The organism is Pseudomonas sp. TE36184 (assembly GCF_054060055.1).
The window spans coordinates 1,026,781-1,048,776 of record NZ_JBSSCU010000001.1; the positions used below are offsets into that span (position 1 = coordinate 1,026,781).

Here is a 21,996-nt window from a genome sequence, read left to right on the forward strand (position 1 = left end):
CGAGCGACCGCCACCGTCTGAACGGCGGGAGTGATCAGTACCACTGCTTGAAGCGGCGGATGTAGATCGTCTTCATCAGTTGAGCCACGCAGCAGTAGCTGAGCAAGGTGCCTGCCAGCCATGGGAAGTACGCCAGCGGCAGCGGTTGCAGGCCCACCAGGGTGCCGAGCGGCGAGAACGGCACATAGATCCCCAGGGCGATCACCACACCGGTCATCAGCAACACCGGCCATGCCGCGGTGCTCTGGAAGAACGGGATCTTGCGGGTGCGCAGCATATGCACCACCAGGGTTTGCGAGAGCAGGCCCTCGATGAACCAGCCGGACTGGAACAGGGTCTGCATCTCCACGCTGTTGGCGGCGAATACGTACCACATCAGCGCAAAGGTGGTGATGTCGAAGATCGACGAGGTTGGCCCGATCCACAGCATGAAGCGGCCGATGTTCTTCGCGTCCCACTTGCGTGGCTTGGCCAGGTATTCCTTGTCCATCTTGTCCCACGGCAAGGCCAGTTGGGAGATGTCGTACATCAGGTTCTGCAGCAGCAGGTGGATCGCCAGCATCGGCATGAACGGAATGAACGCACTGGCCACCAGCACCGAGAACACGTTGCCGAAGTTGGAGCTGGCGGTCATGTTCAGGTACTTCATGATATTGCCGAAGGTTTCGCGGCCCTTGAGCACGCCTTCTTCCAGCACCATCAGGCTCTTTTCCAGCAGGATGATGTCGGCCGATTCCTTGGCGATGTCGGTGCCGCTGTCCACCGAGATCCCCACGTCGGCATCGCGCAGCGCCGGCGCATCGTTGATACCGTCACCGAGGAAACCGACAGTGTGGCCGTTGGCTTGCAGGGCCTTGAGCACCCGCGACTTCTGCAGCGGTGTCAGCTTGGCAAACACCGTGCGCTCTTCCACGCGGCGCTGCAGGGTTGCATCGTCCATTGCTTCGATGTCCACGCCGAGCAGCGGCTGGCCTGGGTCGAGGCCGACCTGGCGGCAGATCTTGCTGGTGACCACGGCGTTGTCGCCGGTCAGCACTTTTACCGCTACGCCGATCTGTTGCAGCGCCGCAATCGCCGGGCCTGCGGTTTCCTTCGGTGGATCAAGGAAGGTCAGGAACCCCTGGATCACCAGGTTGCGCTCATCGGCGGTGGTGTACTGCCGGCGCGCCAACGCGTTCGGGATATTGCGGGTGGCCACCACCAACACGCGAAAGCCGTCTTCGTTGTAGTCATTGGCAATCGCCAGCAACGCCTCGCGACGCCGCTGATCCAGCGGCACCGCGGCGCCGGCTTCGATCACGTGGGTGGCAATGCTCAGCATCTCTTCCACGGCACCCTTGCACACCAGCAGATGGTCGCCGGCGGCGTCCTTGACCACAATCGACAGGCGACGGCGTACAAAGTCGAACGGCAATTCATCGACCTTGCTGTAGGCAAACGGCGCCTGGAACTTGGGGTTTTGTGCCGAGAACTGCACCACGGCCTGGTCCATCAGATTCTTCATGCCGCTTTGGTGATAGCTGTTGAGCCAGGCCAGCGACAGCACCGCGTCGTCACGCTGGCCAAAGGCGTTGACGTGGTGCTCGAGGATGATCTTGTCCTGGGTCAGGGTGCCGGTCTTGTCGGTACACAGCACGTCCATCGAGCCGAAGTTCTGGATCGCGTTGAGGCGCTTGACCACCACTTTGCGCTTGGCCATGGCGGTGGCGCCCTTGGCCAGGTTGGCGCTGACAATCATCGGCAGCATTTCCGGGGTCAGGCCGACGGCGACCGCCAGGGCAAACAGGAAGGCATCGCCCCAGTCACCCTTGGAGAAACCGTTGAGGAAGAACACGATCGGCACCATCACCAGCATGAAGCGGATCAGCAGCCAGCTGACGCTGTTCACGCCGCGATCAAACGCGGTCTGCGCCCGGGAGCCGACAATCGCCTTGGCCAACGAGCCGAAGTAGGTGCGCGGTCCGGTGGCCACCACCACGGCTTTGGCGCGGCCGCTGACCACGTTGGTGCCCATGAAGCAGATGTTCGGCAAGTCGAGCAAGTTGCCCTGGTCGGCGGCAAGGGTACTGGCGGACTTTTGCGTCACGTCCCCCAGCGTGTCGTATTTTTCCACGGGCAAGGCTTCGCCGGTCAGCACCGCCTGGCTGATGAACAGGTCACGCGATTCGATCAGGCGGATGTCCGCCGGGATCATGTCGCCGGCCGACAGCTGCACGATATCGCCGGCCACCAGTTCGCGCATCGGCACTTCGCGCAGGGTTGGCTGGGCGCCGACCTGTTCGCGGCGTAGTACGGTGGCGGTGGTGCGGACCATGGCTTTGAGCGTTTCGGCGGATTTGGCCGAACGGTGCTCCTGCCAGAACCGCAGCAGGCTGCTGAGCAGGACCATGGTCATGATGATGATGACTTTGGTCAGGTCGACTTCTTCACCGGCCTGCAACGGCAACCAGTAATCGGTGACGAAGCTGATCGCGCCCAGCGTCAGCAGCACATAGATAAACGGATTGTTCAGCGCCTGCAGGAACTGGATGAACGCGTGAGGCGGCTTGTCATGGGCGACTTCGTTATGGCCTTGCTGTTGCAGGCGTGCAGTGGCATCCAACTCGGTCAGGCCATCCAGAGTGGCTCGCACATTGGCCAGGGTGGCCGACAGGCCGTTATGGGCTTCGCGGGCGGCCCGCATTGATAGCCGAGCGTCGGCGTCGGTGCGGTTTTTGTTGGGCTGTGGCGGTTTTTTTACGGCGCTCATGGTGTGTACTCCTGTCGCCAGTTCTCGACAAAACATACCCGGTACTGACCTGATGACAGGCGAGCGAAAGCATGCCGAGCCGCGGACTTCGCGATCGGTTCAAATAAGGTGTTGAATAACTTTCAATGGGCCCGCTAAGTGCGCGTTAGTTACTGCGCGCGCAGCGGGCTACTACTGGAAAGGTTCATAAAAGAACTCCAGGGTATTGATCAGAAAGTTGCTGTTTCCAAGCGGTCAAGCGGCGCGAGTGCCCAGGTAAAGAGCGGGCATCAGGCGGGCTTCAGCCAGGTTGGAAACGTTACGTCTCTGTGGGTCTTGAGGGGCGGCGTGAGCCCAATGCTGCTGCAGTCGGCCAGTCGTCGGGCAGGCACGCCAGTGCGCCAGCGGATGGGCCGGGCGCATTCGAGGGGAGGGTACGGCAAAGGCCGGGCGGGCAACACAAACGCCTGCGGGCGCTCGGCACAGCTTGGCCCGCAGGGTCGCGGCCAGCGTTCGTACATCTTTTACAACAAAGGTTTGGAAGGTCATAACACACCTCGGGACCGGACGGGCGACCGGCGAGGCAGTTACGGTGGAGCACAAGCTCTAGCGCAGCTTACCGGACCGGAGAGGCAAGTCCTGTCATCTTCTGGGTTGGGCGCCCGATGCCCGCCAACGCGGTGCTCGGACAGCGACTAGATACTGTGTCCATTGGCTTCTTTTGTGAGGTTTAAAAAAGGCCCCAATTGCGGGCAGGGGCAATCTACTCAGCCGGTTGCGGAATGTCAACGCATGATTAATTAAAATGCCAAGTGTTCAGAGTCTATTCAGATAAAACATATTCACAAGTTACCGGGCATATATAACTTCATATGCCTTGCGCGGCGAGAACGGCGAGATAGATCAAGACTACACCGCATGCCGCGTAACTGATGCGTTGCCAGGTCGGCGAGGCGTTCTTGCGCAGCAGATTGACCAGTGCGGCCGTCAGAAAACACGACAGCACCGAGGCCAGCATGAAACCGCCGAAAAACATCAGCGTCTGCGTGTGGCTGGGCGTAGCCCCGACGATGCCCGACAACGCACTGCCCAGCGCCCCCCAGTACACAATGTTCTTCGGGTTGGCCAGCGAAATGGCTGCGCCCACCGCCAGCGCATTCGTGCCGGAGCCGGCCGGTGCGCTGGCGGCTGCGGGCAAACGCCAGGCGTCGAGCAGGCTGCGCACGCCGAGCCAGGCGAGGTAGAGCGCGCAGAGGAGGGTCAGCGGCACGCGCACGGCGTCATGCTGGATCAACAGCGCGATGCCGGTCAGGCCGATCACGGCCCACACCGCATCGCCGACCAGCGAACCGACCTGCACCAGCAACGCCGGGGTGAAACCGTGTTGCAAACCACGGCGCAAGGTCTCCGCCAGCACAGCGCCGGGGGACAGGCAAAACACAAAACCGAATACCAGTGCGTAAAAGAAGATCGCCAGCATCCCTATGCTCCATCAAGTGATGGCGGGCAGTGTGCTGGCGCACGCACGCGTTGTCTTGGACCAGATTGTGCTGTTCAGCGTTTCGCCACACTCTGATAGCGGCCAGGCGTGAGGCCATAGGCGGCGCGGAAGTGCCGGTTGAGGTGGCTCTGGTCGGCAAAACCGAGCTGATGGGCGACCTCGCCGGCCGCCATCCCATTGCGCAACAGGCCTTTGGCGCGGCGCGTGCGCAATTGCATGGCCCACTGGCGAGGGCTGAGCCCGGTCTCTTTTTGAAAGGTGCGCAGCAGGTGGAACTTGGACAACCCCAGCGCCTCGCCGAGGTGGTCCAGCGGCAGCGATTGATGCAACTGTGCGGCGAGCAATTCCTGGGCGCGGCCGATCAGGCTTTTGCCGGCTGCCGCGTTGCCGGGCAAGCGCACGCCGCTGAGGCCGACCACTTCTCCCAGCAGCACAACCAGGGCGTCTTCGTTTAGCTCGCGGACCAGAACGTCGCCGCTCGATGCGCCTTTTGCCACAACCGCCAGGCGCCGCGCCAGATCCGGCTGGAAACACAACGATCGATCGAATTCGACATGCGCCAACCCCAGGTCGGCGGCCAATTGCTCGGCGCTGACGTACAGGCTGACAAACTGCCACGGCGTGCCTTCCGCTGCACCGCCGCCCTGAATCTGCCCGGGGTTGTACAAGGTGATGGCGCCTGGCCCAGCCACGAATTCGCGGCGGTCCAGCCACACGTTTTCTTCGCCCACCAGGTTCACGCCGATCACGCATTCGTCGTGGCTGTGGCGGGCAAAGGTCAGGCCGGAGCAGTGGACGCTGTTGATTTCGTAGTCGCCCAGCCAGGCGTGTTGCAGGGTGCTCATGGGGTCGGCTCAGTCATGGGATGGACGTGAGCATACGCCGTCAGCCAGGCTCAGATCGACCGTTGATTGACCCGTTGCGACAGTTCTTCGGCGCTTTCCCTGCGCTCCGAGTAGCGGTCGACCAAATCCGGACGATCACGCAGCAGCACGGTGAACTTCACCAGTTCCTCCATCACGTCGACAACGCGATCATAGAGCGCCGAGGGTTTCATGCGGTCCTGATCATCGAACTCCATGAACGCCTTGGGCACCGAGGATTGATTGGGGATGGTGAACATACGCATCCAACGCCCGAGTACGCGCAGTTGGTTGACCGTGTTGAAGGACTGGGAACCGCCGCACACTTGCATCACCGCCAGGGTTTTGCCCTGGGTCGGGCGGACCGCGCCCAAGGACAACGGCACCCAGTCGATTTGCGCTTTGAACACTGCCGACATCGAACCGTGTCGTTCAGGGGAACACCAGACCTGGCCTTCCGACCATTGCATCAGTTCCAACAGCTCCTGCACCTTCGGATGCTCACGCGGGGCATCATCGGGTAATGGCAAGCCGCTCGGGTCGAAAATGCGCGTTTGTGCGCCGAAGTGCTGCAAGAGGCGCGCGGCCTCTTCCACCAGCAGGCGGCTGAACGAGCGTTCGCGGGTTGAGCCGTAGAGCAGCAAAATGCGCGGCGGCCGACTCGAATCGAGCGGGCCGGAGGTGATTAACGACGCGTCCAGATTGGGCAGGGTACTCATGGTTACTCCGCCTGCAACAGCGCAATGCGCTCGAGTTCGGCTTTCAGTTCGCCAGGGTTGAGGTCGGCAAAGGGCAGCGCGAAAAACGCCCGGCAGCGTGTGGCGATGGTGCGCAGCGTGGCGTCGAATGCGGCTTGGATGCTCGCCTCGTCGCCGTCGACATCCGAAGGGTCTGCCAACCCCCAGTGCGCCTTCAGCGCCGGGCCGAAATACACTGGGCAGGCTTCACCGGCGGCCTTGTCGCACACCGTGATCACCACATCCGGCGGGCTGCCTTCAAAGGCGTCGTTGCCCTTGCTGTACAAGCCCTGCGTGCGGATGCCCGCCGCCTGCAAGGTGCTCAGGCTGCGGGGCAGCACCTGGCCCTTGGGGAAGCTGCCGGAGCTGACCGCCTCAAACCCTTCTGGCGCCAGGTGGTTGAACATCGCTTCGGACAAAATGCTCCGGCAGCTGTTGGCGGTACACATGAACAAGACTTTCATTGGCGTATGTCCTTAGAGGCTAAGACGCAAGGCGAGGGCGGCGAGAGTGACCAGCAACACCGGCAAGGTCAGGACGATGCCGACCTTGAAGTAGTAACCCCAGGTGATGGTGATGCCTTTGCGCGCCAGGATATGCAGCCACAGTAGGGTGGCCAGGCTGCCGATGGGGGTGATTTTCGGGCCGAGGTCGCTGCCGATCACGTTGGCGTAGATCATCGCGTCCTTGACCACGCCCGCGGCATGGCTGGATTCGATGGACAGCGCACCGATCAACACGGTCGGCAGGTTGTTCATTGCCGAAGACAACAATGCCGTCAGCACCCCGGTGCCCATCGCCGCGCCCCATACGCCGTAGGTGGCGAAGGTGTCGAGCCAGGTCGCCAGGTAAGTGGTCAGCCCGGCGTTGCGCAGCCCGTAGACCACCAGGTACATGCCCAGGGAAAAGATCACGATCTGCCAGGGCGCTTCCTTGAGCACTTTGCGCGTGGAAATCTTGTGGCCTTTGGCGGCGATCACCAGCAGCAACACCGCGCACACCGCAGAGATCGCGCTGATGGGAATCCCCAACGGTTCCAGGGCAAAGCAGCCGATCAGCAGGATACCCAGCACCCACCAGCCGGCGCGAAAAGTGGCGCGGTCGTGAATGGCGCTGGCCGGGTCCGCCAGGTCGGCCGGGTCGTAGGTCTGCGGAATATCGCGGCGGAAAAACCACAACAGCACCGCCAGGGTGGCGGCGACGCTGACCAGGTTCACCGGCACCATCACCGCTGCGTATTCATTGAAGCCGATCTTGAAATAGTCCGCCGAGACAATGTTCACCAGGTTCGACACCACCAGCGGCAGGCTCGCCGTGTCGGCGATAAACCCCGCGCCCATGACGAACGCCAGGGTCGCCGCCGGAGAAAAACGCAACGCCAGCAGCATCGACATCACAATCGGCGTGAGGATCAGTGCCGCGCCGTCATTGGCAAACAGCGCCGACACCAACGCGCCCAGCAGCACCATGTAGGCAAACAACCGCCGGCCGCGACCACGGCCCCAACGGGCCACATGCAGCGCAGCCCAGGCAAAGAACCCGGCCTCGTCCAGCAACAGGCTGATGACGATCAGCGCGACAAAGGTGCCGGTGGCATTCCAGATGATGTGCCACACCACCGGGATGTCCGCCAGGCTGATCACGCCGCAGGCCAGTGCGAGGATCGCGCCCATGGTCGCGCTCCAACCGACACCCAGGCCTTTGGGCTGCCAGATGACCAGGATGATGGTGAAGATAAAAATCGCAATTGCGACAAGCATGAATAAACGCTCCGGTGGCTCAACAGCAGGTGCTGGCTCGTTGTGGTCTGTCGCCCATTGCATCAAGACGCAGCGCGTCGTTTTGCAACCATGGCTGGTTGGCTTGCAGGGTGGTGTCCAGCACGTGAGTCACCCAGTCGGGCAGTGCCGGATTGATGCGGTAGTAGATCCATTGCCCTTGGCGACGATCCAGCAGCAACCCGCTGTTGCGCAGTTGCGCGAGGTGGCGGGAGATTTTCGGCTGGCTGTCGTCAAGTGCATGGATCAGTTCGCACACGCAAAGTTCGCCTTCGCGCAGGATCAGCAAGGTCATTCGCACGCGAGTGGCATCGGCCAGGCATTTGAATAGGGTTGGAGGTGAGAAAGGGACTGACACGGTCAAGGCCTGCTCGTATAGGTATATCTGAATATACGTATTTCCATATGTTTCAGTCAAATCCTGTTTCAATTGATATGGATCAAATGTCTGGAAACACGCCACAAGTGATTGAAATTAAAATGAAACACAAATGTCCTAAAGTGCCTGCCCATAGCTGATGAAGGAATACCACGCGTGACCCGTGCCACTCGCAATCTGCGCAAGACCCTCGATTCCGTCGCGGAAAATAACGAAACCGCGGCGTTCGATCTGATGCGTGCCGTCGAAAAACTCGGCGATGAAGTGCTGCGCCAGCGCTTGCTCAATACCATCCACCGTCTCAACCAGGACGCCTATGAACTGCGCGAAGCGCGGGACTCGGTTGAACTGGTGTCGGTAAGGCTCGCCTGAGCAAGATCGTTCAAGACAACCTGCATATTGCGCTGGCATGCTTGTCGACTGTCTGTCGATGAGCGGTTCCCATGCCTACTGCTTTACCTCACTACGCCTTCGCCCGTGGCGCGATTGCTGTCATTCCGTTGTCCCTGGCGTGCGCGCCCTGGGGCTTGCTGGCTGGTTCAATGGCCATCGAAGCGCACTTTTCCCCGCTCGAAGCCCAGGGGCTTTCCGCCATCGTGTTTGCCGGTGCCGCGCAACTGGTGGCCATCGGCATGGTCAAGAGCGGCGCCAGCCTGATCTCCATCTTGCTCACGACTTTGCTGCTGACCTCACAACATCTGCTGTACGGCATGCATCTGCGCCCCACATTGTCCGCGCTCAAACCGCGCTGGCGCATGAGCCTGGGTTTCCTGATGACCGATGAGTTCTTCGCCCTGGTCAGCCAGTACGACCGCGAAACCTTCAACCGCTGGTACGCACTGGGTGTTGGCCTGACGTTCTATATTGCCTGGAACCTGTTCACCCTCGCCGGCATTGTCCTGGGCAAGAGCATTCCAGGGCTCGAACACCTGGGCCTGGAGTTCTCGATTGTCGCGACCTTTATCGCGTTGATCACGCCCGTGGTGCGCGATGTGTCCACCGTGGTGTGCGTGGCGGTGGCGCTGTTGTGCTCGGTCGGCTTGAGCTTCCTGCAGTGGGAGTCGGCCGTGGTGGTATCGGGTGTGTTGGGCATGAGTGCAGGGTATGCCTGCAAACGACTGGGAGTCGGGCAGGCATGATTTTTGTGATGATTGTTGCAATGGGCTTGATCGTATTTTTTAACCGCTACCTGTTTATCGAACCGCGCCTGCCCGTGCGGCTCACCCGCGGTGCGCGGGAGTTTCTCGGGTTCGCGGTACCGGGCATGCTCACGGCGATTTGCGGGCCGATCATTTTCTTCGCCGACCACCGGCTCAACCTGAGCCTGGCCAACCCCTACCTGCTGGCCGGGATCTGCGCGGTGGCGCTGATGGTCTGGACGCGCAATGTGCTGCTCACCGTGCTGTTGAGCATGGCGTTGTTCTACCTGTTTCGCTGGTGGTTCTAAACACACCGGCGAAAAAAAGCCCGCGGGAGGGCGGGCTGAAGGAGACTTCTAAAAATGAGCCCGGCCATTATCGGTGGCGCGTTCTGCTGTCACAGTGAAACTAAATTCATTCGGTGGGCGGCGTCGCCTTCTTTTTCGCCTTGGCCTCGGCCGCCAGGCACTCCAGCGCGAACTGCTCGGTGTAGGTCATCTGGATCGGCGTACTTTCGCCTTTCACCGTGCGCTCGCCGTCGAGAATGTAGCGAATGCGCTTGTCCGTCACGCCAATGCGCTTGGCGATCCACGTGGGCGTCTGGCCGATGCGGCTGATCAGCTTGTCGGCATAGTCGGTGGATGGGTTGTAGCGTTCGGCATTGGGTGTCATCGGTTTTCCAGGTAGAAGCGAACTCGCAAGTAGGCGACAGGGTGACGTAATAATCCGTGAGTGTCGCCTGCTAATGGTAGAGTCGCGTTTTTTTCCAAGGAGCGATGGCATGCGGAAACTGGTAATTGGCGCATTGGTACTGGCAGCACTGGCCGGCTGCGCGGGCTCGAAAATGAACGCGGCACGCACCGGCACGCCCTACAAGACCTTGGCGTCGGACAAGGCTGCGCTGGTGGTTGCCCAATGTATCCAGTTCGGCTGGCAGGACGAGGCGGTGTTTGGTGTCGACGCCGGCGGCTTCAAGGAGCCGATCGGGGCGGGCGGTTTCACGGTGTACACCACCGGCGGCGATTACTTTGCCGACGTGCGCAGCGCAGGGACCGGTTCCTCTGTCGATTACTACACCGCCGAAGACTCCATGGTCGCCAAGCGCCGTTTGGCCGCACTTGCGACTTGTCTGTAATCTGTTGCCGTAGTGCTTTTAGGAAATGCCCTGCGGGACAGTCGCGGGGCATTATCCTATGATTCCCCCCGCTCGCTCGACGTAATAGCTCTTTACCAGTACACGGATGTCGAGGCCGTCACGTCGGGCGAGCCTCCCAGGTCATCAGCGCGGCATATAACCCAAGTGCCAGCGCCGGGGGATCTTCAGTGACACCAGACCCAAAACCGCAGCCAGCGCCCCGCTGACCAGCAGCGCACCCAAGCCCATGCGGTGCTCGAGCAACGCCCCGATCACCGCCCCGATGAACATCCCCGTCCAGGGGACCAACTGCACGCGCCACCCGTTGCGACGCTCCCCCAGCAGCCAGCGTCCCAACCCGCGACCAAAGCGTGACAGCGCGCCGGTGACATAGGTAAGCCCCACCGGCAAGCCGTTGACCTCTTCGACCGCGGCATTGAGCATGCCCATCGCCACAATCGCCGCGAGCAAGGCGGGCAGCATATCGGCGAACGGCCACAGCGCGCCGCCGCAGAGCAGCGCCGCGATGCACAGCAGCAGGGGCAGGGCGTGACGGCCGCTCATGCGGCTGACCACGATACCCAAGGCGTTGCCGACCACGAAGGTCGCGACCAGCAACAGCAGGCGCCCGGTCAGGCCCAGGTCACCTTCGCTGATCGCTACTGCCAGGCGCGTGGTGTTGCCGCTCATGAATGAGACAAAGTCGCCACTGGCCATGAAACCAATGGCATCGGTCATGCCCGCCAGCACAGACAGGCTGGCCACCAGCATCATGCCGACACGACCCCGCCATTGCTGTTGACGGGCGAGTACGACGTTGGCGTAGGGCTTTTGGGACGAAGGCAGCATCGGGCTGGGTTCCTCGGTGAGATTATGCGGCCACTACCGTAAGGCGCTTTGATGTCTGGCGCAATGACCTCAGGCCGCTTCCAGCCTCCAGCCAGCGTCATGCCAGACCAAAGTATGAGAGGACTCGATCGCCTGTAAAAAACTCGAGGTGTGACACTCCCATTGCGTAGGTAATGTCCTTGCAGGTCGCGGGGCAGGTCGGCGGACAGCAGGTTACAAACAGATCAGGCCGGTCTGTCTGATTGACTGCAACGCAAGACGCTGCGGCCACAAGGTTTCGCGGCTACGCCAGCACCGCCACCGCCTTGATCTGCGCCCACAGCATCTGGCCGGGGTGCAGTTGCAACTGGTCGCGGGAGAAGCGTGTGATCCGTGCCAGCAACGGCGTACCGCCGGCATCCAGGCGCACCAGCACATGGGCGCTGTTGTCCGCCGCAATCTCCTGGGTGACCGTCACCGGCAGGCGATTGAGGATGCTGCTGTGGGCTTCGGCCTGTAAGTTGAGGCTCACATCCCGCGCCTGCACCTTGACCCGCAGGGCTTTGCCCAAGGCCAGCGGCGTATGGGCGACGCGCATCTGCAAGGCACTGCCGGGCAGTTGCAGGGTCAGCAATTGATAGTGCGCGTCGTAAGCGCTTACCGTGCCGTTGATCACCACACCGGCGTCGTCGCCCAAGGCCAAGGGCAAATCCAGCCGCGCCAGGGTTTCACCGATGGGGCCGCTGGCCAGGGCCTGGCCGTCGCGCAGCAACACGATGTGATCGGCCAGGCGCGCCACCTCGTCCTGGGCGTGGCTGACGTAGAGCACCGGAATGTCCAGTTCGTCGTGCAGGCGTTCCAGGTAAGGCAGGATTTCACCTTTGCGTTGGCTGTCGAGTGCCGCCAGCGGTTCGTCCATCAATAACAGGCGCGGGCTGGTCAGTAGCGCGCGGGCGATACCGATGCGCTGGCGCTCGCCGCCGGACAAGTGCTGCGGATGCCGCTCAAGCAAGTGGCCGATGCCCAACAGTTCGGTGGCCTGGGCCATGTCGACGCGACGTTGCGCACGCGGGATGCGCTTGAGGCCGAATTCCAGATTGGCGCGCACCGACAGATGGGGGAACAGGCTCGCTTCCTGGAACACATAGCCCAGCGCACGTTTATGCGGCGGTACGAACAGCCCGTTGCGGCTGTCTTGCCAGACTTCGTCGTTGACCTGGACAAAACCGTCCTCGGCACGTTCCAGCCCTGCAATGCAGCGCAGGCAGGTGGTCTTGCCGGAGCCGGAATGCCCATACAGCGCGGTGACGCCGCGACCGGGCAGTTGCAGGTCCACTTTCAGGGCAAAGGCGGAATACGTGAGGTGCAGGCGTACATCGATCATCGGCATCAGCTCCAGCCCATCTTGGTTTTACGGCTGGAGTAGAGCGCCAGCAACACGAGGAACGCGAACACCACCATGGCGCCGGCCAGCCAGTGCGCCTGGGCGTATTCCATGGCTTCGACGTGGTCGTAGATCTGCACCGAGACGACCCGGGTCTTGTCCGGGATATTGCCGCCGATCATCAGCACCACGCCGAACTCGCCGACGGTATGCGCAAAGCCGAGAATCGACGCGGTGATAAACCCCGGGCGGGCCAGGGGCAGGATCACGCTGAAGAACGTGTCCCAGGGGTTGGCGCGCAAGGTCGCGGCCACTTCCAAGGGGCGTGTGCCGATGGCGGAGAAGGCGTTTTGCAACGGCTGCACCACGAACGGCATGGAATAGATCACCGAGCCGATCACCAGCCCGGCGAAACTGAAGGTCAGGGTGCCCAGGCCCAGCCATTGGGTGAACTGGCCGAAGTAACCGTGCGGCCCCATCGTCAGCAGCAGATAGAAGCCGATGACCGTGGGCGGCAGCACCAGCGGCAGGGCGACCACCGCGCCGATAGGCCCGCGCCACCAGGAGCGCGTGCGCGACAGCCACAGGGCAATCGGAGTGCCGATGACCAGCAGGATCACCGTGGTCAGTGACGCCAGTTTGATGGTCAACCAGATCGCGGAAAAATCGGCACTCGATAGCGGCATTTAGAGCTCGTAACCGTAGGACTTGATAACGGCAGCGGCTTTCGGCCCTTTCAGGTACTCGACCAGCGCCTTGGCTGCGGCGCTGTCTTTGCCCTTGTTGAGGATCACCGCATCCTGTTTGATCGGGTCATGCATGGACGCCGGGACGATCCACGCCGAACCGCTGGTGACTTTGCCGTCTTTGTAGATCTGCGACAAGGCCACAAACCCCAACTCGGCATTGCCGGTGGAGACAAACTGATAGGCCTGGGTGATGTTCTGGCCCTCGACGAGCTTGTCCTTGAGCTTCTCGGTCAAGCCTTCCTTGGCCAGCACTTGGGTGGCGGCCAGCCCGTAGGGCGCGGCTTTCGGGTTGGCGATGGACAGGTGCTTGAACGCGTTCTGCTTGAGCACATCGCCCTTGGCATCGACATAACCTTCCTTCGCCGACCACAGCGCCAGGGTGCCGACCGCGTAGGTAAAGCGCGAACCCTTGACGGTATCGCCTTCGGTTTCGAGTTTTTGCGGGGTGGTGTCGTCGGCGCTGAGGAACACTTCGAACGGCGCGCCGTTCTTGATCTGGGTATAGAACTGCCCGGTGGCACCGTAGGCGGCGATCAGCTTGTGACCGGTGTCCTTCTCGAAATCGGCGGCAATCGCCTGGATCGGTGCGGTGAAGTTGGCGGCGACGGCCACCTGGACTTCATCGGCGTGGACCGCAGCGGCGGTGACAAGCGCAATGACGGCCGCCAGGCCGGGGCGAATCAAGCGTGGGAGGCTGAAGGTCATGGATAGCTCCGTATGAGAAGGAAAAAAGCCAGTATTGAGCGCTGCCGGACCATGGGGGCGGTCAAGCGGTGTATGTATAGGTATATAGCGAAAAAATGGCAAGGGGAATCCGCCGGCCCCGCGCTGACATTTCCCGGCGGCAACGGCCCGCCTCCTGACAGCCAATGCATGGGAACCCGTTGATAGTGCAGCTCCTTTAGCCGGCAAAGGAGCAAGTGCCATGCAAAGGGAATATGCCTATATCAACGTCGGTGCACCGAACAACCTTACCAGCGAGGCCGCCGTGAAAGCCTGGCTGGACCGCGTACTCAGCGCTTCGGCACTGGAACCGCAGGCCAAGGCGCTGATCACCACGCAATCGTTGATACCGGTGGAGTTTTCGATCCTGGAGGAGGGGGCCGAGCCGGGAAGTCCTGCGTTGATTGTCGAGCGCCAGGAAATGCCCCTGTGGAAAATCCTCGACAAGCGCTTCACTTGGCGCGCGAGTGTCGGAAAAAACCAATCGACTGACAGCGTGCAGGTCAATGTCCTGTTTCCCAAGTTTTACGGGGCATTGGCCCAACGCTTGACGGCCCATCGATACTTTCTCGACAGCCTGCGAGTGTCAGGCCAGGCCCAGAGTGTCGAGTGGGAAGAGCGTGGCCTGGCGATCGCGACACGGCCTTTGCTCAAGACCGAGGTGGTGCTGTTCTCCGTGTGGGGGGCGAGTAAGCGCCTGCTTGCGGATATCTGGTTCGATCTCCCGCTGATTTCCCTGGGGGCCGGGCAATGGCCCAGGGCGATTGGCACCGGTTGGCCGGGGATGCGTATTGGCGCACGCAGCGGCGATCACATTCGTTATTCCGATGAGCCCGGCAAAAACACGCTGTGGGTCAAGCCGTTCGGCGAGGCGGTACTCGACGCCGATTTCAGCATTTTCCCGCGCTGGACGCCCCGTGCCGTCCTCCTCGCCGACCAAGCGCTGAAGGCCGACGAAGTGATCGAGGTGACCCTGAGCGCAATGCCTTATCAGGCCGATGAGGAGCGCTACATCATCGAGGTTCCGGCCTCGCGCCGCGCCGCTGCGGATTGGCACTACTATCTCAGCGTCTACATGAGTTACCGCTGCCCCTGGGTCAACTGCGGCGTCTTGCAGGAAGACGGCGGCATCCGGCTGCAGAGCGAGCGGCCCAATCAATGGTTCGTGCGCTGCGATGCCGCGCGGCTGTTTATAGCGGTCAGCATTCAGCCCCGCGAACGTACCGGCTGGAAGGCCCCCACCGCGCCCCCGACGCCCGAGGCAACCACGACCCAGGCCTGGCAAAAATGGGATGGGCTGAGGGAGAGCGTGGGCAATAACAAGATCGCCAAAGACTATATCGAATCGTTGATCGATCGCTGCCTGAAGAAGTCCGGTTTGTCTCAAGACACCCAGCAATTGTTCAAAAAAGAACGCCAATTCAAGTTCAAATACCTGATAGGCCACCCCACATATTCTCCTGGCGTGAGTGCATTCGTGCCGCCACGCTACAAGTACTTTTCCTTTGAACAAGTGCTGTTGGGTGAGCCGCAACGGCGTGCGTACTTCCAGGAAAAACTCAGTGCCGTGCACGTGCAGGGGCAAGCCTTGCCAGCGTCGCAAGTCGCGACATTGACCGGGATGCGCGACGTGTTGCTGGCTGACTTCCTGGCGGATATCGATGCGCTGGCCGCCAGCGACGACTACCAGAAACTGTTCGGCGAAACCTGTGACGCCCTCGCCAGGGTGCGGGTCGCACGCTACCTCGCGCAAGTCGATGCAGCCGACGAAGACTTGCGAGGGTGTGCGTTCCACTACTTGAAAGGCGAGTTGAAACCGCGACTGCTGCTATTCAACGAAGCGGTGGTGCCCAATGCGATTGTGCTCAAATTCAACTCACAGAAGGCATTGCTGATATCCCTCAACTTCACCGAGCTCAAGTGGGCGGTCTGGGCACCAAGCACCACCGCCGGGCAACCCTCGGAGGTGTTGATGCGATTTGTCGCGGAACATTCCCCTTTCCCGCAGAAAATGAACCTGGTGCCTCAGGATTTTTTTCCGCAAAAAAAACGCTATGGCTACCATTACCGGCGTTTCGCCCCGGAGCCGGTGTCCTTTCGTGATACCCAGCACATCAACGCGCAATTGCAATTGGCGGCCATCGCGGATATCAAGGGGCAGGTCGACTACGCAGTGTTTTCGTCCGACGAAGAGCGGCGCCGGGTAAAACTGGCGATGTTCAAAAGTGTCGCCCGTGCGGTGTCCGGCCTGGTGACGGCGGCCGTCGGGCCTCTGAGTGGGTTGGGCGCGCTGCTGCTTTCCGGCATGGCGCGCTTCATCGCCAATGTCGGTGATGTCGGCCTTACGTATGCGTTGGCGCAAAATACCGATCGGCCCGAGGACTACGCCCACTACATCCATGAGTGCAAGCTGGGGGTGCTATTGGCGATGGTCGACCTGGGGGCCGACCTGCCCAGCGCCAATGCCAAGTTGCGCATATTGCTCAAGCAGTCGACGCTCGGCGGTCGGACTGTCGCGCCGATTCTGAATGCGCCCATAGACTACGACGTCCCGATAAAGTTGAAACAGACCAGTGAGTCCGAGACTTTTGTCTCCACGCCATTCTGGTTGATCGACCTGCGCCAGCGCATGGAAAAAGCCTTCGACGACCGGGGCAAAAGCGCCGAACTCAAAGGTTACCTCCAGGCAACCGCCACCTGCGGTTATGCCGAGGCGAAAAGCTGTTCCGACTTTTTACGCAGCCAACGCTGGGAGACACAGGCCGTCGGCGTGCTGATTTTCTCCGAACTCGGCGATCAGCGCCCGCAAACGCATTTTGCGTTGTCGATTCGGGATGCAACGGACACCGCGATGGTCGATTTCAGCCTGGGCGACCTCGATGCCTCAATGAACGGTCGCGGCTATTTCGGTACGTTGAAAGGCTGGGAGGACTGCGTGCGCGGGTTGCCGGCCTTGGAGGGAGCGTTGGTGATTTACAAGTTTTATCCGGACTTTGCCAACGCAAGCCTGGAGGTTGACGGGGCGTTTGCGCTGGGCATCAGTTGGAGCCCCTTCGTCAATGGCGGCGATTACAGCGTGCTGTCGTTTCCCCTGGATTTCGTCTGCGGGGTTCGCGAGCAGTTGGAGCGTGTCTGGGCCCAGGTCTTTCACCAGTTGCCGATCAATGCATCGCTATCGCTCTATGAACCGGCGACCTTCAATCAGTCTGAACTGCTGGCGCAAGTCAGCAACCTCAGCGGCCTGGTCGACGAGGCGGAAGGGCTATTGCGGCGCACCATTGGCGTGCAGGCGATCGGTGAGTTACGGGCCTTGATGCTGGGCTTCCTTCAGGCATGGCGTAACGAACCGCGGGGCGGCTATCGAGAACTGATGGAGGGCGTGATGGCTGAGGAGGCAGACTTGGTCAACCAGGCATTGATCCACCTCGAAGCCCTGCAGGCCGGTTTGCCAAGCACGCTCGCGAGCGCGCAAAACGCGCTGGTCGATTGTGTCGACTGGGTCGCGGTGCGGGCCGGAATCGACGACGATGCGTGGCGACTGTTATTTAAACAGCAACTGGAACTTCATGTGTCAGGCGAGCAGGCGACGGTGGATTTATACACCGCCGCTGAACTGGACGCGCTGTATGAACAGCTCGCCCGGGGCCAGCAGCGCGAGTGTCATCACCAGCGCAGCTCCGGTTATGAGCGACTGACCATGACCAGTAGCCGGGCGTTGCTGGGGATAGGGTTGGGATTGATCCGCAAGATGGCCCAGGAGCGCCAGGCCGAATGCTGTTTCGCGCTGATCATGGCGAGCCAGCCCTATGACGACAGCAACGAACACTTTGCCCGAGTCGTATATGGCATCTGTGCGTTGCGTCAACAGCGGTTTACTGTGTTGACGCCGCTGCACGAACGTCGGCTCAGCGGCCTTCCACCCGCAGAGCCGATACTGATCTGACGTGCGTTACCGAGACAGCCGGCTCAAGGCTTGTTCTGCCAGCCAGGTGGTCAGCTCGCGGGTTGCGAACGGATGCCGCAGGCCCACCGCCTGGCCCGCCCACAGGTTGCTGAAGCCGGCTTCATCCTTGGCCTTGAGTGGCAGCAACGCACCGCCGGCCCTGGGGAAGGCCGGGGCCAGCGGGTTGATCGCGCCGAGTTCTCGCATCACCCGGTTGACGATGCCGCGTGCCGGTCGGCCGGTGAACAGGTTGGTCAGCGCGGTTTCGCTGGCCTGGGCGTGGCGCAATGCATGGTGGTGCGAGGGGCTGACCGTGGCTTCGGGGGTCAACAGGTAGGCGGTACCGATCTGCACCGCCGAAGCACCCAAGGCAAAGGCGGCCGCGATGCCGCGCGCGTCAGCGATACCGCCGGCGGCGATCACTGGCACGCTCACGGCGTCGACGATCTGCGGCACCAGCGCCATCAAGCCGATCTGGCTGTCGAGGTCGTCGCTGAGAAACATACCGCGGTGGCCGCCGGCTTCAAGGCCCATGGCGATGATCGCATCGCAGCCATGCTGTTCCAGCCAAATCGCTTCTTCGACGGTTGTGGCCGATGAAAGTACCTTGGCGCCGGTCGCTTTGACACGGTCGAGCAAGGACTTTTCCGGCAAGCCGAAATGGAAACTGACCACCTCGGGACGGAACGCTTCCACCACTTCACAAGCCGCTTCGTTGAACGGCGCACGGTTGGTCACCGGCGTCGGAGCATCAAAGTCGGCGTCCAGTTCGCGGTAGTAGGGTTGCAGCAGGTCTTTCCAGCGCCGATCACGGGCGTCGTCCGCCTCGGGCGGTTGATGGCAAAAGAAGTTCACGTTGATCGGCCGCGTACTGGCCTGACGGATAGTACTCAACGCATCGCGCAACTGCTCGATACTCAGCGCCGCCGCCGGCATCGAACCGAGCGCGCCGGCCTCGTTGGCGGCGATGACCATTTGCGCGGTGGTTGCACCGGCCATGGGCGCCTGGATAATCGGTACCTCGATGCCCAGCAGATCGAGAATGCGCGTGTCTGGCCAGGTGCTCATGGGATGCGTCTCCAGCGTTGGTAAGAGTTTTCGCTGTTTTAGCAGGGCCCTTGGCATCCGGCCAGTCTGTTTTATTCACTGGACGCAGCCTGGGTTTCGTGTAGTGGCGCGGGCTGTTTTAGCGGTCGCGCTCGCGTTCCAGCAACTGGCGCTTGCGCTCCACACCCCATCGGTAGCCCGACAACTCGCCATTACTGCGCACCACGCGGTGGCAGGGAATCGCCACTGCGAGGCGATTGGCGCCACAGGCCTGGGCCACGGCCCGAAAGGCGGTGGGCGCGCCAATCCGTTCGGCGATCTGCGCGTAGCTGGCGGTGCTGCCCACCGGGATGTCGCGCAAGGCCTGCCATACCCGTTCCTGAAAGGCCGTGCCGCGCAGGTCCAAGGGTAAGTCCAGGCCCAGGGCCGGGGCTTCTATAAAACCCACCACCTGGGCGACCAACTGTTCGAAGGCTGGGTCGGCGCCCAGCAGTTCGGCGTTGGGGAATTGGTCCTGCAGATCGCGCACCAGCGTGTCCGGCTCGTCGCCCAGCAGAATCGCGCACACGCCGCGATGACTTTGCGCCACCAGAATCGCGCCGAGGGAACATTGGCCGACGGCAAAATGGATGTGAGTATTCGTGCCGCCGGCTTTGTAATCGCTTGGCTTCATGCCAAGCAGTTGGTCCGCCGATTCATAGAAGCGGCTGTTGGAATTGAAGCCGGCGTCATACAGCGCGTCGGTGACGGTGTTGCGACCTTTGAGCCCCTTGCGCACTTTGCGTGAGCGCTGGGCGCTGGCATAGCCCTTGGGGGTGAGGCCGGTGACTGACTTGAACACGCGGTGGAAATGGAACGCACTCAGCCCGGCTTGCTGTGCCAGTTGGTCGAGGCTGGGCGGGGTTTCGGCGTGTTCGATCTGCCGACAAGCGTTGGCCACCAGTTCGGCGTGACGCGCCGCGCGTTGCGTCTGGTCACCGGTCGCGCGTTTGCTTGGGCGATAGCCTGCGGCTTCGGCCTGTTGAGGTGTCTCAAAGAATTCGACGTTTTCCGGGCGCGGCAAGCGCGAGGCACTGCTGGGACGGCAATACACACCGGTGGTTTTTACCCCATAGACGAACAGCGCGTCGGCCTGAGGATCACGGGCGAGGATCGCTGCCCAGCGCGGGTCATGTTCGTTATTCATTGCCTGCTCTCATGACGGGTCACGGCCAGATTAGTCGTGTCGCGGCGGCCTGGCACTCTGAAGCTTGCGGTCAAATCAGCCGGCGGTGCGAAAGGTCAGGTTGATGCGTTGCGGGCCCATGACCGGATGCGTGCCGTCCTTGACCGGCATGACTCCGTGGAAGCGCAGACGATCGACCCCGCCCCACACCACCACATCGCCATGGAACAACGAGATTTTTTGCGGCTTGTCGCTGCGTGCATGGCCGCCGAACAGGAAGATCGCCGGCAGCCCCAGCGACACGGAAACCACCGGCGCGGTATAGCAGCGTTCGTTCTTGTCCTGGTGCAACGACATCTTCGCCCCCGGCACATAACGGTTGATCAGGCAGGCATCGGGCACAAAATCGCTGAACCCGGCGTCGGCCGCCGCGTGTGCCGCCAGTTGGCGCAACGTCTCGGGCATGGCTGGCCAGGGGTGGCCACTGCGCGGGTCAAGCGCGGTGTAGCGGTAGCCGCTGGGATCGGTGGTCCAACCCAGTTCTCCGCAACTGCTCAGCGCGGCCGACATGGTGAAACCACCGGGCGTGACCATTTGCCGAAACGGCGACTGAGCCAGCACGCAGCGCAACGCTGGCAGAAGATGCTCAATCCAGGGCAGGGCATAGCCCCTCAGAACGTGGGACTGTTCGCCAATCTGCTCACGCCCTGCGGGTTGTTGCAGGGCGTCGTCGGCGAACAGGTCGACGGTCGGGCCGGGCATGGGCTTACAGCGCCTTGCTCACGTTGATGTCAGTGATTTCATCGCTGGCGTCGTGAATCTTCGCCAGTACTAGCTTGGCTTCTTCGACGCTGTTGCTGTGCAGTTGGGCAAACTCAAAGCGGCGTTCGCCGTTGAGTTTGTACTTAATGACGTATTTGGTCGTGGTCACAGCTTTTTTCCTGTCGAGTGTTCGGATCAGCTCAATTTGCTGTTGGTGCGACGAACGATGCGGATCTTGTGGGACAGCGCAGGTTTGCGGGTAACGCTGATGGCGCGGCGCGTCACAACGTCCAGGGTGATGTTCCAGAAACCGGTGCTCGGCGCGGTGATTTTCGCCGGGAACTTGTCGAACGCGCCGCCGTGGTAGGTGTGACGACCGCCATTCTTGAAGCTGCGAAAATTCGCATCGCTCATCAGACGGATATTACAAGTCTGTGAGCATTCGATGACGACAATATCTCCCTCGTTGAGGTGCTCACGCTGGTGGATGAATTTCATGGGCGGGTGTCTCCAGAAGGGCTTTTTCTGAAAAATCAGAACGATACGTAGGTTAAGATAGAGTTTATCAGCCCCAGCGCGTTTATTATCGGGCCGTCGTCGACGACTTCGACAATTTAAAACAGTTATTTACCGAGTTATCAGGGATAAATCCTACGTGGGCGGGAGAAAATTACCATCCCCGCTGTCCTAGGGTCTTTATCGGAGGTTTTATATGAAGTGGAGTGTGTTGGTTCTGGCCTTGGCGATTGGTGGGTGTGCTTCGGTTGCAGATATCAAGCAGACCCCCCCGACCTTGGCGGTCATTTCAGGGAAAAAACCGCAGGAATATGCCGCCTGTGTGGTACGCAAATTGTCGACTACCCGCCGGCCGCCGCAGATCGAGCCGCATAAAGACGGCGTGCAGGTGATTGTGCCGCAGAAATTCTCCGCTGACCCGTCGGCTATTTTCGAGATTGACGAGCGCTCCAGTGGCAGCAGCATCAAGCTCTACGAGAGCATGTCCAATGTGCCGATCCGCCCGGGCGATGTGAAGAAGGCCGGGGAGGACTGCATTTCCGGCTGAGGCCGCGCGTTTACACGGTCCGTTTGAATCCGATAAAAAAGCCTGACCTGCCATTGCGGTGTCAGGCTTTTT

General features: G+C 61.3%; 23 protein-coding genes. 6 read left to right on the forward strand and 17 right to left on the reverse strand.

Translation table 11 applies throughout. From position 1 onward, the window contains the following. Window positions 1–34 precede the first annotated feature (34 nt). The 7 genes from mgtA to ACVWZP_RS04655 form a co-directional block, all read right to left on the reverse strand. Window positions 35–2,749 (reverse strand): magnesium-translocating P-type ATPase, encoded by a 2,715-nt coding sequence (gene mgtA / locus ACVWZP_RS04625; protein ID WP_079443899.1) that lies wholly within the window; start codon window positions 2,747–2,749, stop codon window positions 35–37. 847 nt (window positions 2,750–3,596) lie between these two features. Beyond that, window positions 3,597–4,208 carry a LysE family transporter gene (locus ACVWZP_RS04630; protein ID WP_256822168.1) on the reverse strand — a complete coding sequence of 204 codons (612 nt, stop codon included), beginning with the start codon at window positions 4,206–4,208 and terminating at the stop codon, window positions 3,597–3,599. Window positions 4,209–4,282: 74 nt separating this feature from the next. Continuing rightward, entirely contained in the window at window positions 4,283–5,074 is a 792-nt protein-coding gene (locus ACVWZP_RS04635) for an AraC family transcriptional regulator (protein WP_256822169.1), read from the reverse strand. A 50-nt stretch (window positions 5,075–5,124) separates the two neighbouring features. Continuing rightward, a complete protein-coding gene (arsH, locus tag ACVWZP_RS04640; protein WP_046383551.1) occupies window positions 5,125–5,811 on the reverse strand; it encodes an arsenical resistance protein ArsH in 687 nt (228 codons plus the stop codon). 2 nt (window positions 5,812–5,813) lie between these two features. After that, entirely contained in the window at window positions 5,814–6,293 is a 480-nt protein-coding gene (locus tag ACVWZP_RS04645) for an arsenate reductase ArsC (protein ID WP_046383550.1), read from the reverse strand. Between the two features lie 12 nt (window positions 6,294–6,305). Then, complete coding sequence (locus ACVWZP_RS04650; RefSeq protein WP_457369437.1) at window positions 6,306–7,589, reverse strand: arsenic transporter; 1,284 nt, start codon at window positions 7,587–7,589, stop codon at window positions 6,306–6,308. A gap of 19 nt (window positions 7,590–7,608) precedes the next feature. Further along, a complete protein-coding gene (locus ACVWZP_RS04655) occupies window positions 7,609–7,965 on the reverse strand; it encodes a metalloregulator ArsR/SmtB family transcription factor (RefSeq protein ID WP_046385300.1) in 357 nt (118 codons plus the stop codon). Between the two features lie 177 nt (window positions 7,966–8,142). Between ACVWZP_RS04655 and ACVWZP_RS04660 the strand changes: the two genes are divergently transcribed. The 3 genes from ACVWZP_RS04660 (at window position 8,143) to ACVWZP_RS04670 (ending at window position 9,433) form a co-directional block, all read left to right on the forward strand. After that, the gene (locus ACVWZP_RS04660; protein WP_017846326.1) at window positions 8,143–8,358 is read left to right on the forward strand and encodes a hypothetical protein; all 216 of its coding nucleotides are present in this window, start codon (window positions 8,143–8,145) and stop codon (window positions 8,356–8,358) included. A gap of 71 nt (window positions 8,359–8,429) precedes the next feature. After that, window positions 8,430–9,125, forward strand: a complete 696-nt coding sequence (locus ACVWZP_RS04665; protein WP_457369438.1) for an AzlC family ABC transporter permease — start codon at window positions 8,430–8,432, stop codon at window positions 9,123–9,125. After that, on the forward strand, window positions 9,122–9,433 hold the full coding sequence (locus ACVWZP_RS04670; RefSeq protein ID WP_177030601.1) for an AzlD domain-containing protein: 312 nt from the start codon (window positions 9,122–9,124) through the stop codon (window positions 9,431–9,433). The genes ACVWZP_RS04665 and ACVWZP_RS04670 overlap by 4 nt, the downstream gene beginning before the upstream one ends. 106 nt (window positions 9,434–9,539) lie before the next feature. Here the strand turns inward: ACVWZP_RS04670 and ACVWZP_RS04675 are convergent, their stop codons facing one another. Further along, window positions 9,540–9,797 carry a hypothetical protein gene (locus ACVWZP_RS04675; RefSeq protein WP_017846323.1) on the reverse strand — a complete coding sequence of 86 codons (258 nt, stop codon included), beginning with the start codon at window positions 9,795–9,797 and terminating at the stop codon, window positions 9,540–9,542. A 109-nt stretch (window positions 9,798–9,906) separates the two neighbouring features. On the opposite strand from ACVWZP_RS04675, the gene ACVWZP_RS04680 reads away from it, so the two are divergent. Continuing rightward, window positions 9,907–10,260 carry a hypothetical protein gene (locus ACVWZP_RS04680; protein WP_457369439.1) on the forward strand — a complete coding sequence of 118 codons (354 nt, stop codon included), beginning with the start codon at window positions 9,907–9,909 and terminating at the stop codon, window positions 10,258–10,260. A 144-nt stretch (window positions 10,261–10,404) separates the two neighbouring features. Here ACVWZP_RS04680 and ACVWZP_RS04685 read toward each other — a convergent pair whose 3' ends face one another. The 4 genes from ACVWZP_RS04685 to modA form a co-directional block, all read right to left on the reverse strand. Then, the gene (locus ACVWZP_RS04685) at window positions 10,405–11,109 is read right to left on the reverse strand and encodes a YoaK family protein (RefSeq protein ID WP_017846321.1); all 705 of its coding nucleotides are present in this window, start codon (window positions 11,107–11,109) and stop codon (window positions 10,405–10,407) included. Between the two features lie 283 nt (window positions 11,110–11,392). Next, window positions 11,393–12,478: a molybdenum ABC transporter ATP-binding protein gene (gene modC / locus ACVWZP_RS04690; RefSeq protein WP_371920063.1), complete on the reverse strand. Its 1,086-nt coding sequence runs from the start codon at window positions 12,476–12,478 to the stop codon at window positions 11,393–11,395. Beyond that, the gene (modB, locus tag ACVWZP_RS04695; RefSeq protein WP_017846319.1) at window positions 12,478–13,158 is read right to left on the reverse strand and encodes a molybdate ABC transporter permease subunit; all 681 of its coding nucleotides are present in this window, start codon (window positions 13,156–13,158) and stop codon (window positions 12,478–12,480) included. Before modB ends, modC begins: the two co-directional genes overlap by 1 nt. Further along, window positions 13,159–13,926, reverse strand: coding sequence for a molybdate ABC transporter substrate-binding protein (modA, locus tag ACVWZP_RS04700; protein WP_046383545.1), 768 nt, complete (start codon window positions 13,924–13,926; stop codon window positions 13,159–13,161). 220 nt (window positions 13,927–14,146) lie between these two features. Here modA and ACVWZP_RS04705 point away from each other — a divergent pair, with 220 nt between their 5' ends. After that, the gene (locus ACVWZP_RS04705) at window positions 14,147–17,887 is read left to right on the forward strand and encodes a hypothetical protein (RefSeq protein ID WP_457369440.1); all 3,741 of its coding nucleotides are present in this window, start codon (window positions 14,147–14,149) and stop codon (window positions 17,885–17,887) included. A gap of 6 nt (window positions 17,888–17,893) precedes the next feature. Here the strand turns inward: ACVWZP_RS04705 and ACVWZP_RS04710 are convergent, their stop codons facing one another. From ACVWZP_RS04710 to ACVWZP_RS04730, 5 genes are all read right to left on the reverse strand, one after another. Then, on the reverse strand, window positions 17,894–18,955 hold the full coding sequence (locus ACVWZP_RS04710) for an NAD(P)H-dependent flavin oxidoreductase (protein WP_457369441.1): 1,062 nt from the start codon (window positions 18,953–18,955) through the stop codon (window positions 17,894–17,896). Between the two features lie 118 nt (window positions 18,956–19,073). Next, the gene (ada, locus tag ACVWZP_RS04715) at window positions 19,074–20,120 is read right to left on the reverse strand and encodes a bifunctional DNA-binding transcriptional regulator/O6-methylguanine-DNA methyltransferase Ada (protein WP_017846315.1); all 1,047 of its coding nucleotides are present in this window, start codon (window positions 20,118–20,120) and stop codon (window positions 19,074–19,076) included. Window positions 20,121–20,195: 75 nt separating this feature from the next. Next, window positions 20,196–20,861: a DNA oxidative demethylase AlkB gene (alkB, locus tag ACVWZP_RS04720; RefSeq protein WP_046489457.1), complete on the reverse strand. Its 666-nt coding sequence runs from the start codon at window positions 20,859–20,861 to the stop codon at window positions 20,196–20,198. 4 nt (window positions 20,862–20,865) lie between these two features. Continuing rightward, window positions 20,866–21,030 carry a hypothetical protein gene (locus ACVWZP_RS04725; protein WP_017846313.1) on the reverse strand — a complete coding sequence of 55 codons (165 nt, stop codon included), beginning with the start codon at window positions 21,028–21,030 and terminating at the stop codon, window positions 20,866–20,868. Window positions 21,031–21,056: 26 nt separating this feature from the next. Further along, complete coding sequence (locus ACVWZP_RS04730) at window positions 21,057–21,359, reverse strand: DUF1883 domain-containing protein (RefSeq protein WP_017846312.1); 303 nt, start codon at window positions 21,357–21,359, stop codon at window positions 21,057–21,059. A 214-nt stretch (window positions 21,360–21,573) separates the two neighbouring features. On the opposite strand from ACVWZP_RS04730, the gene ACVWZP_RS04735 reads away from it, so the two are divergent. Next, window positions 21,574–21,924 (forward strand): hypothetical protein, encoded by a 351-nt coding sequence (locus ACVWZP_RS04735; RefSeq protein WP_046383541.1) that lies wholly within the window; start codon window positions 21,574–21,576, stop codon window positions 21,922–21,924. The last annotated feature ends 72 nt before the right edge of the window (window positions 21,925–21,996 follow it).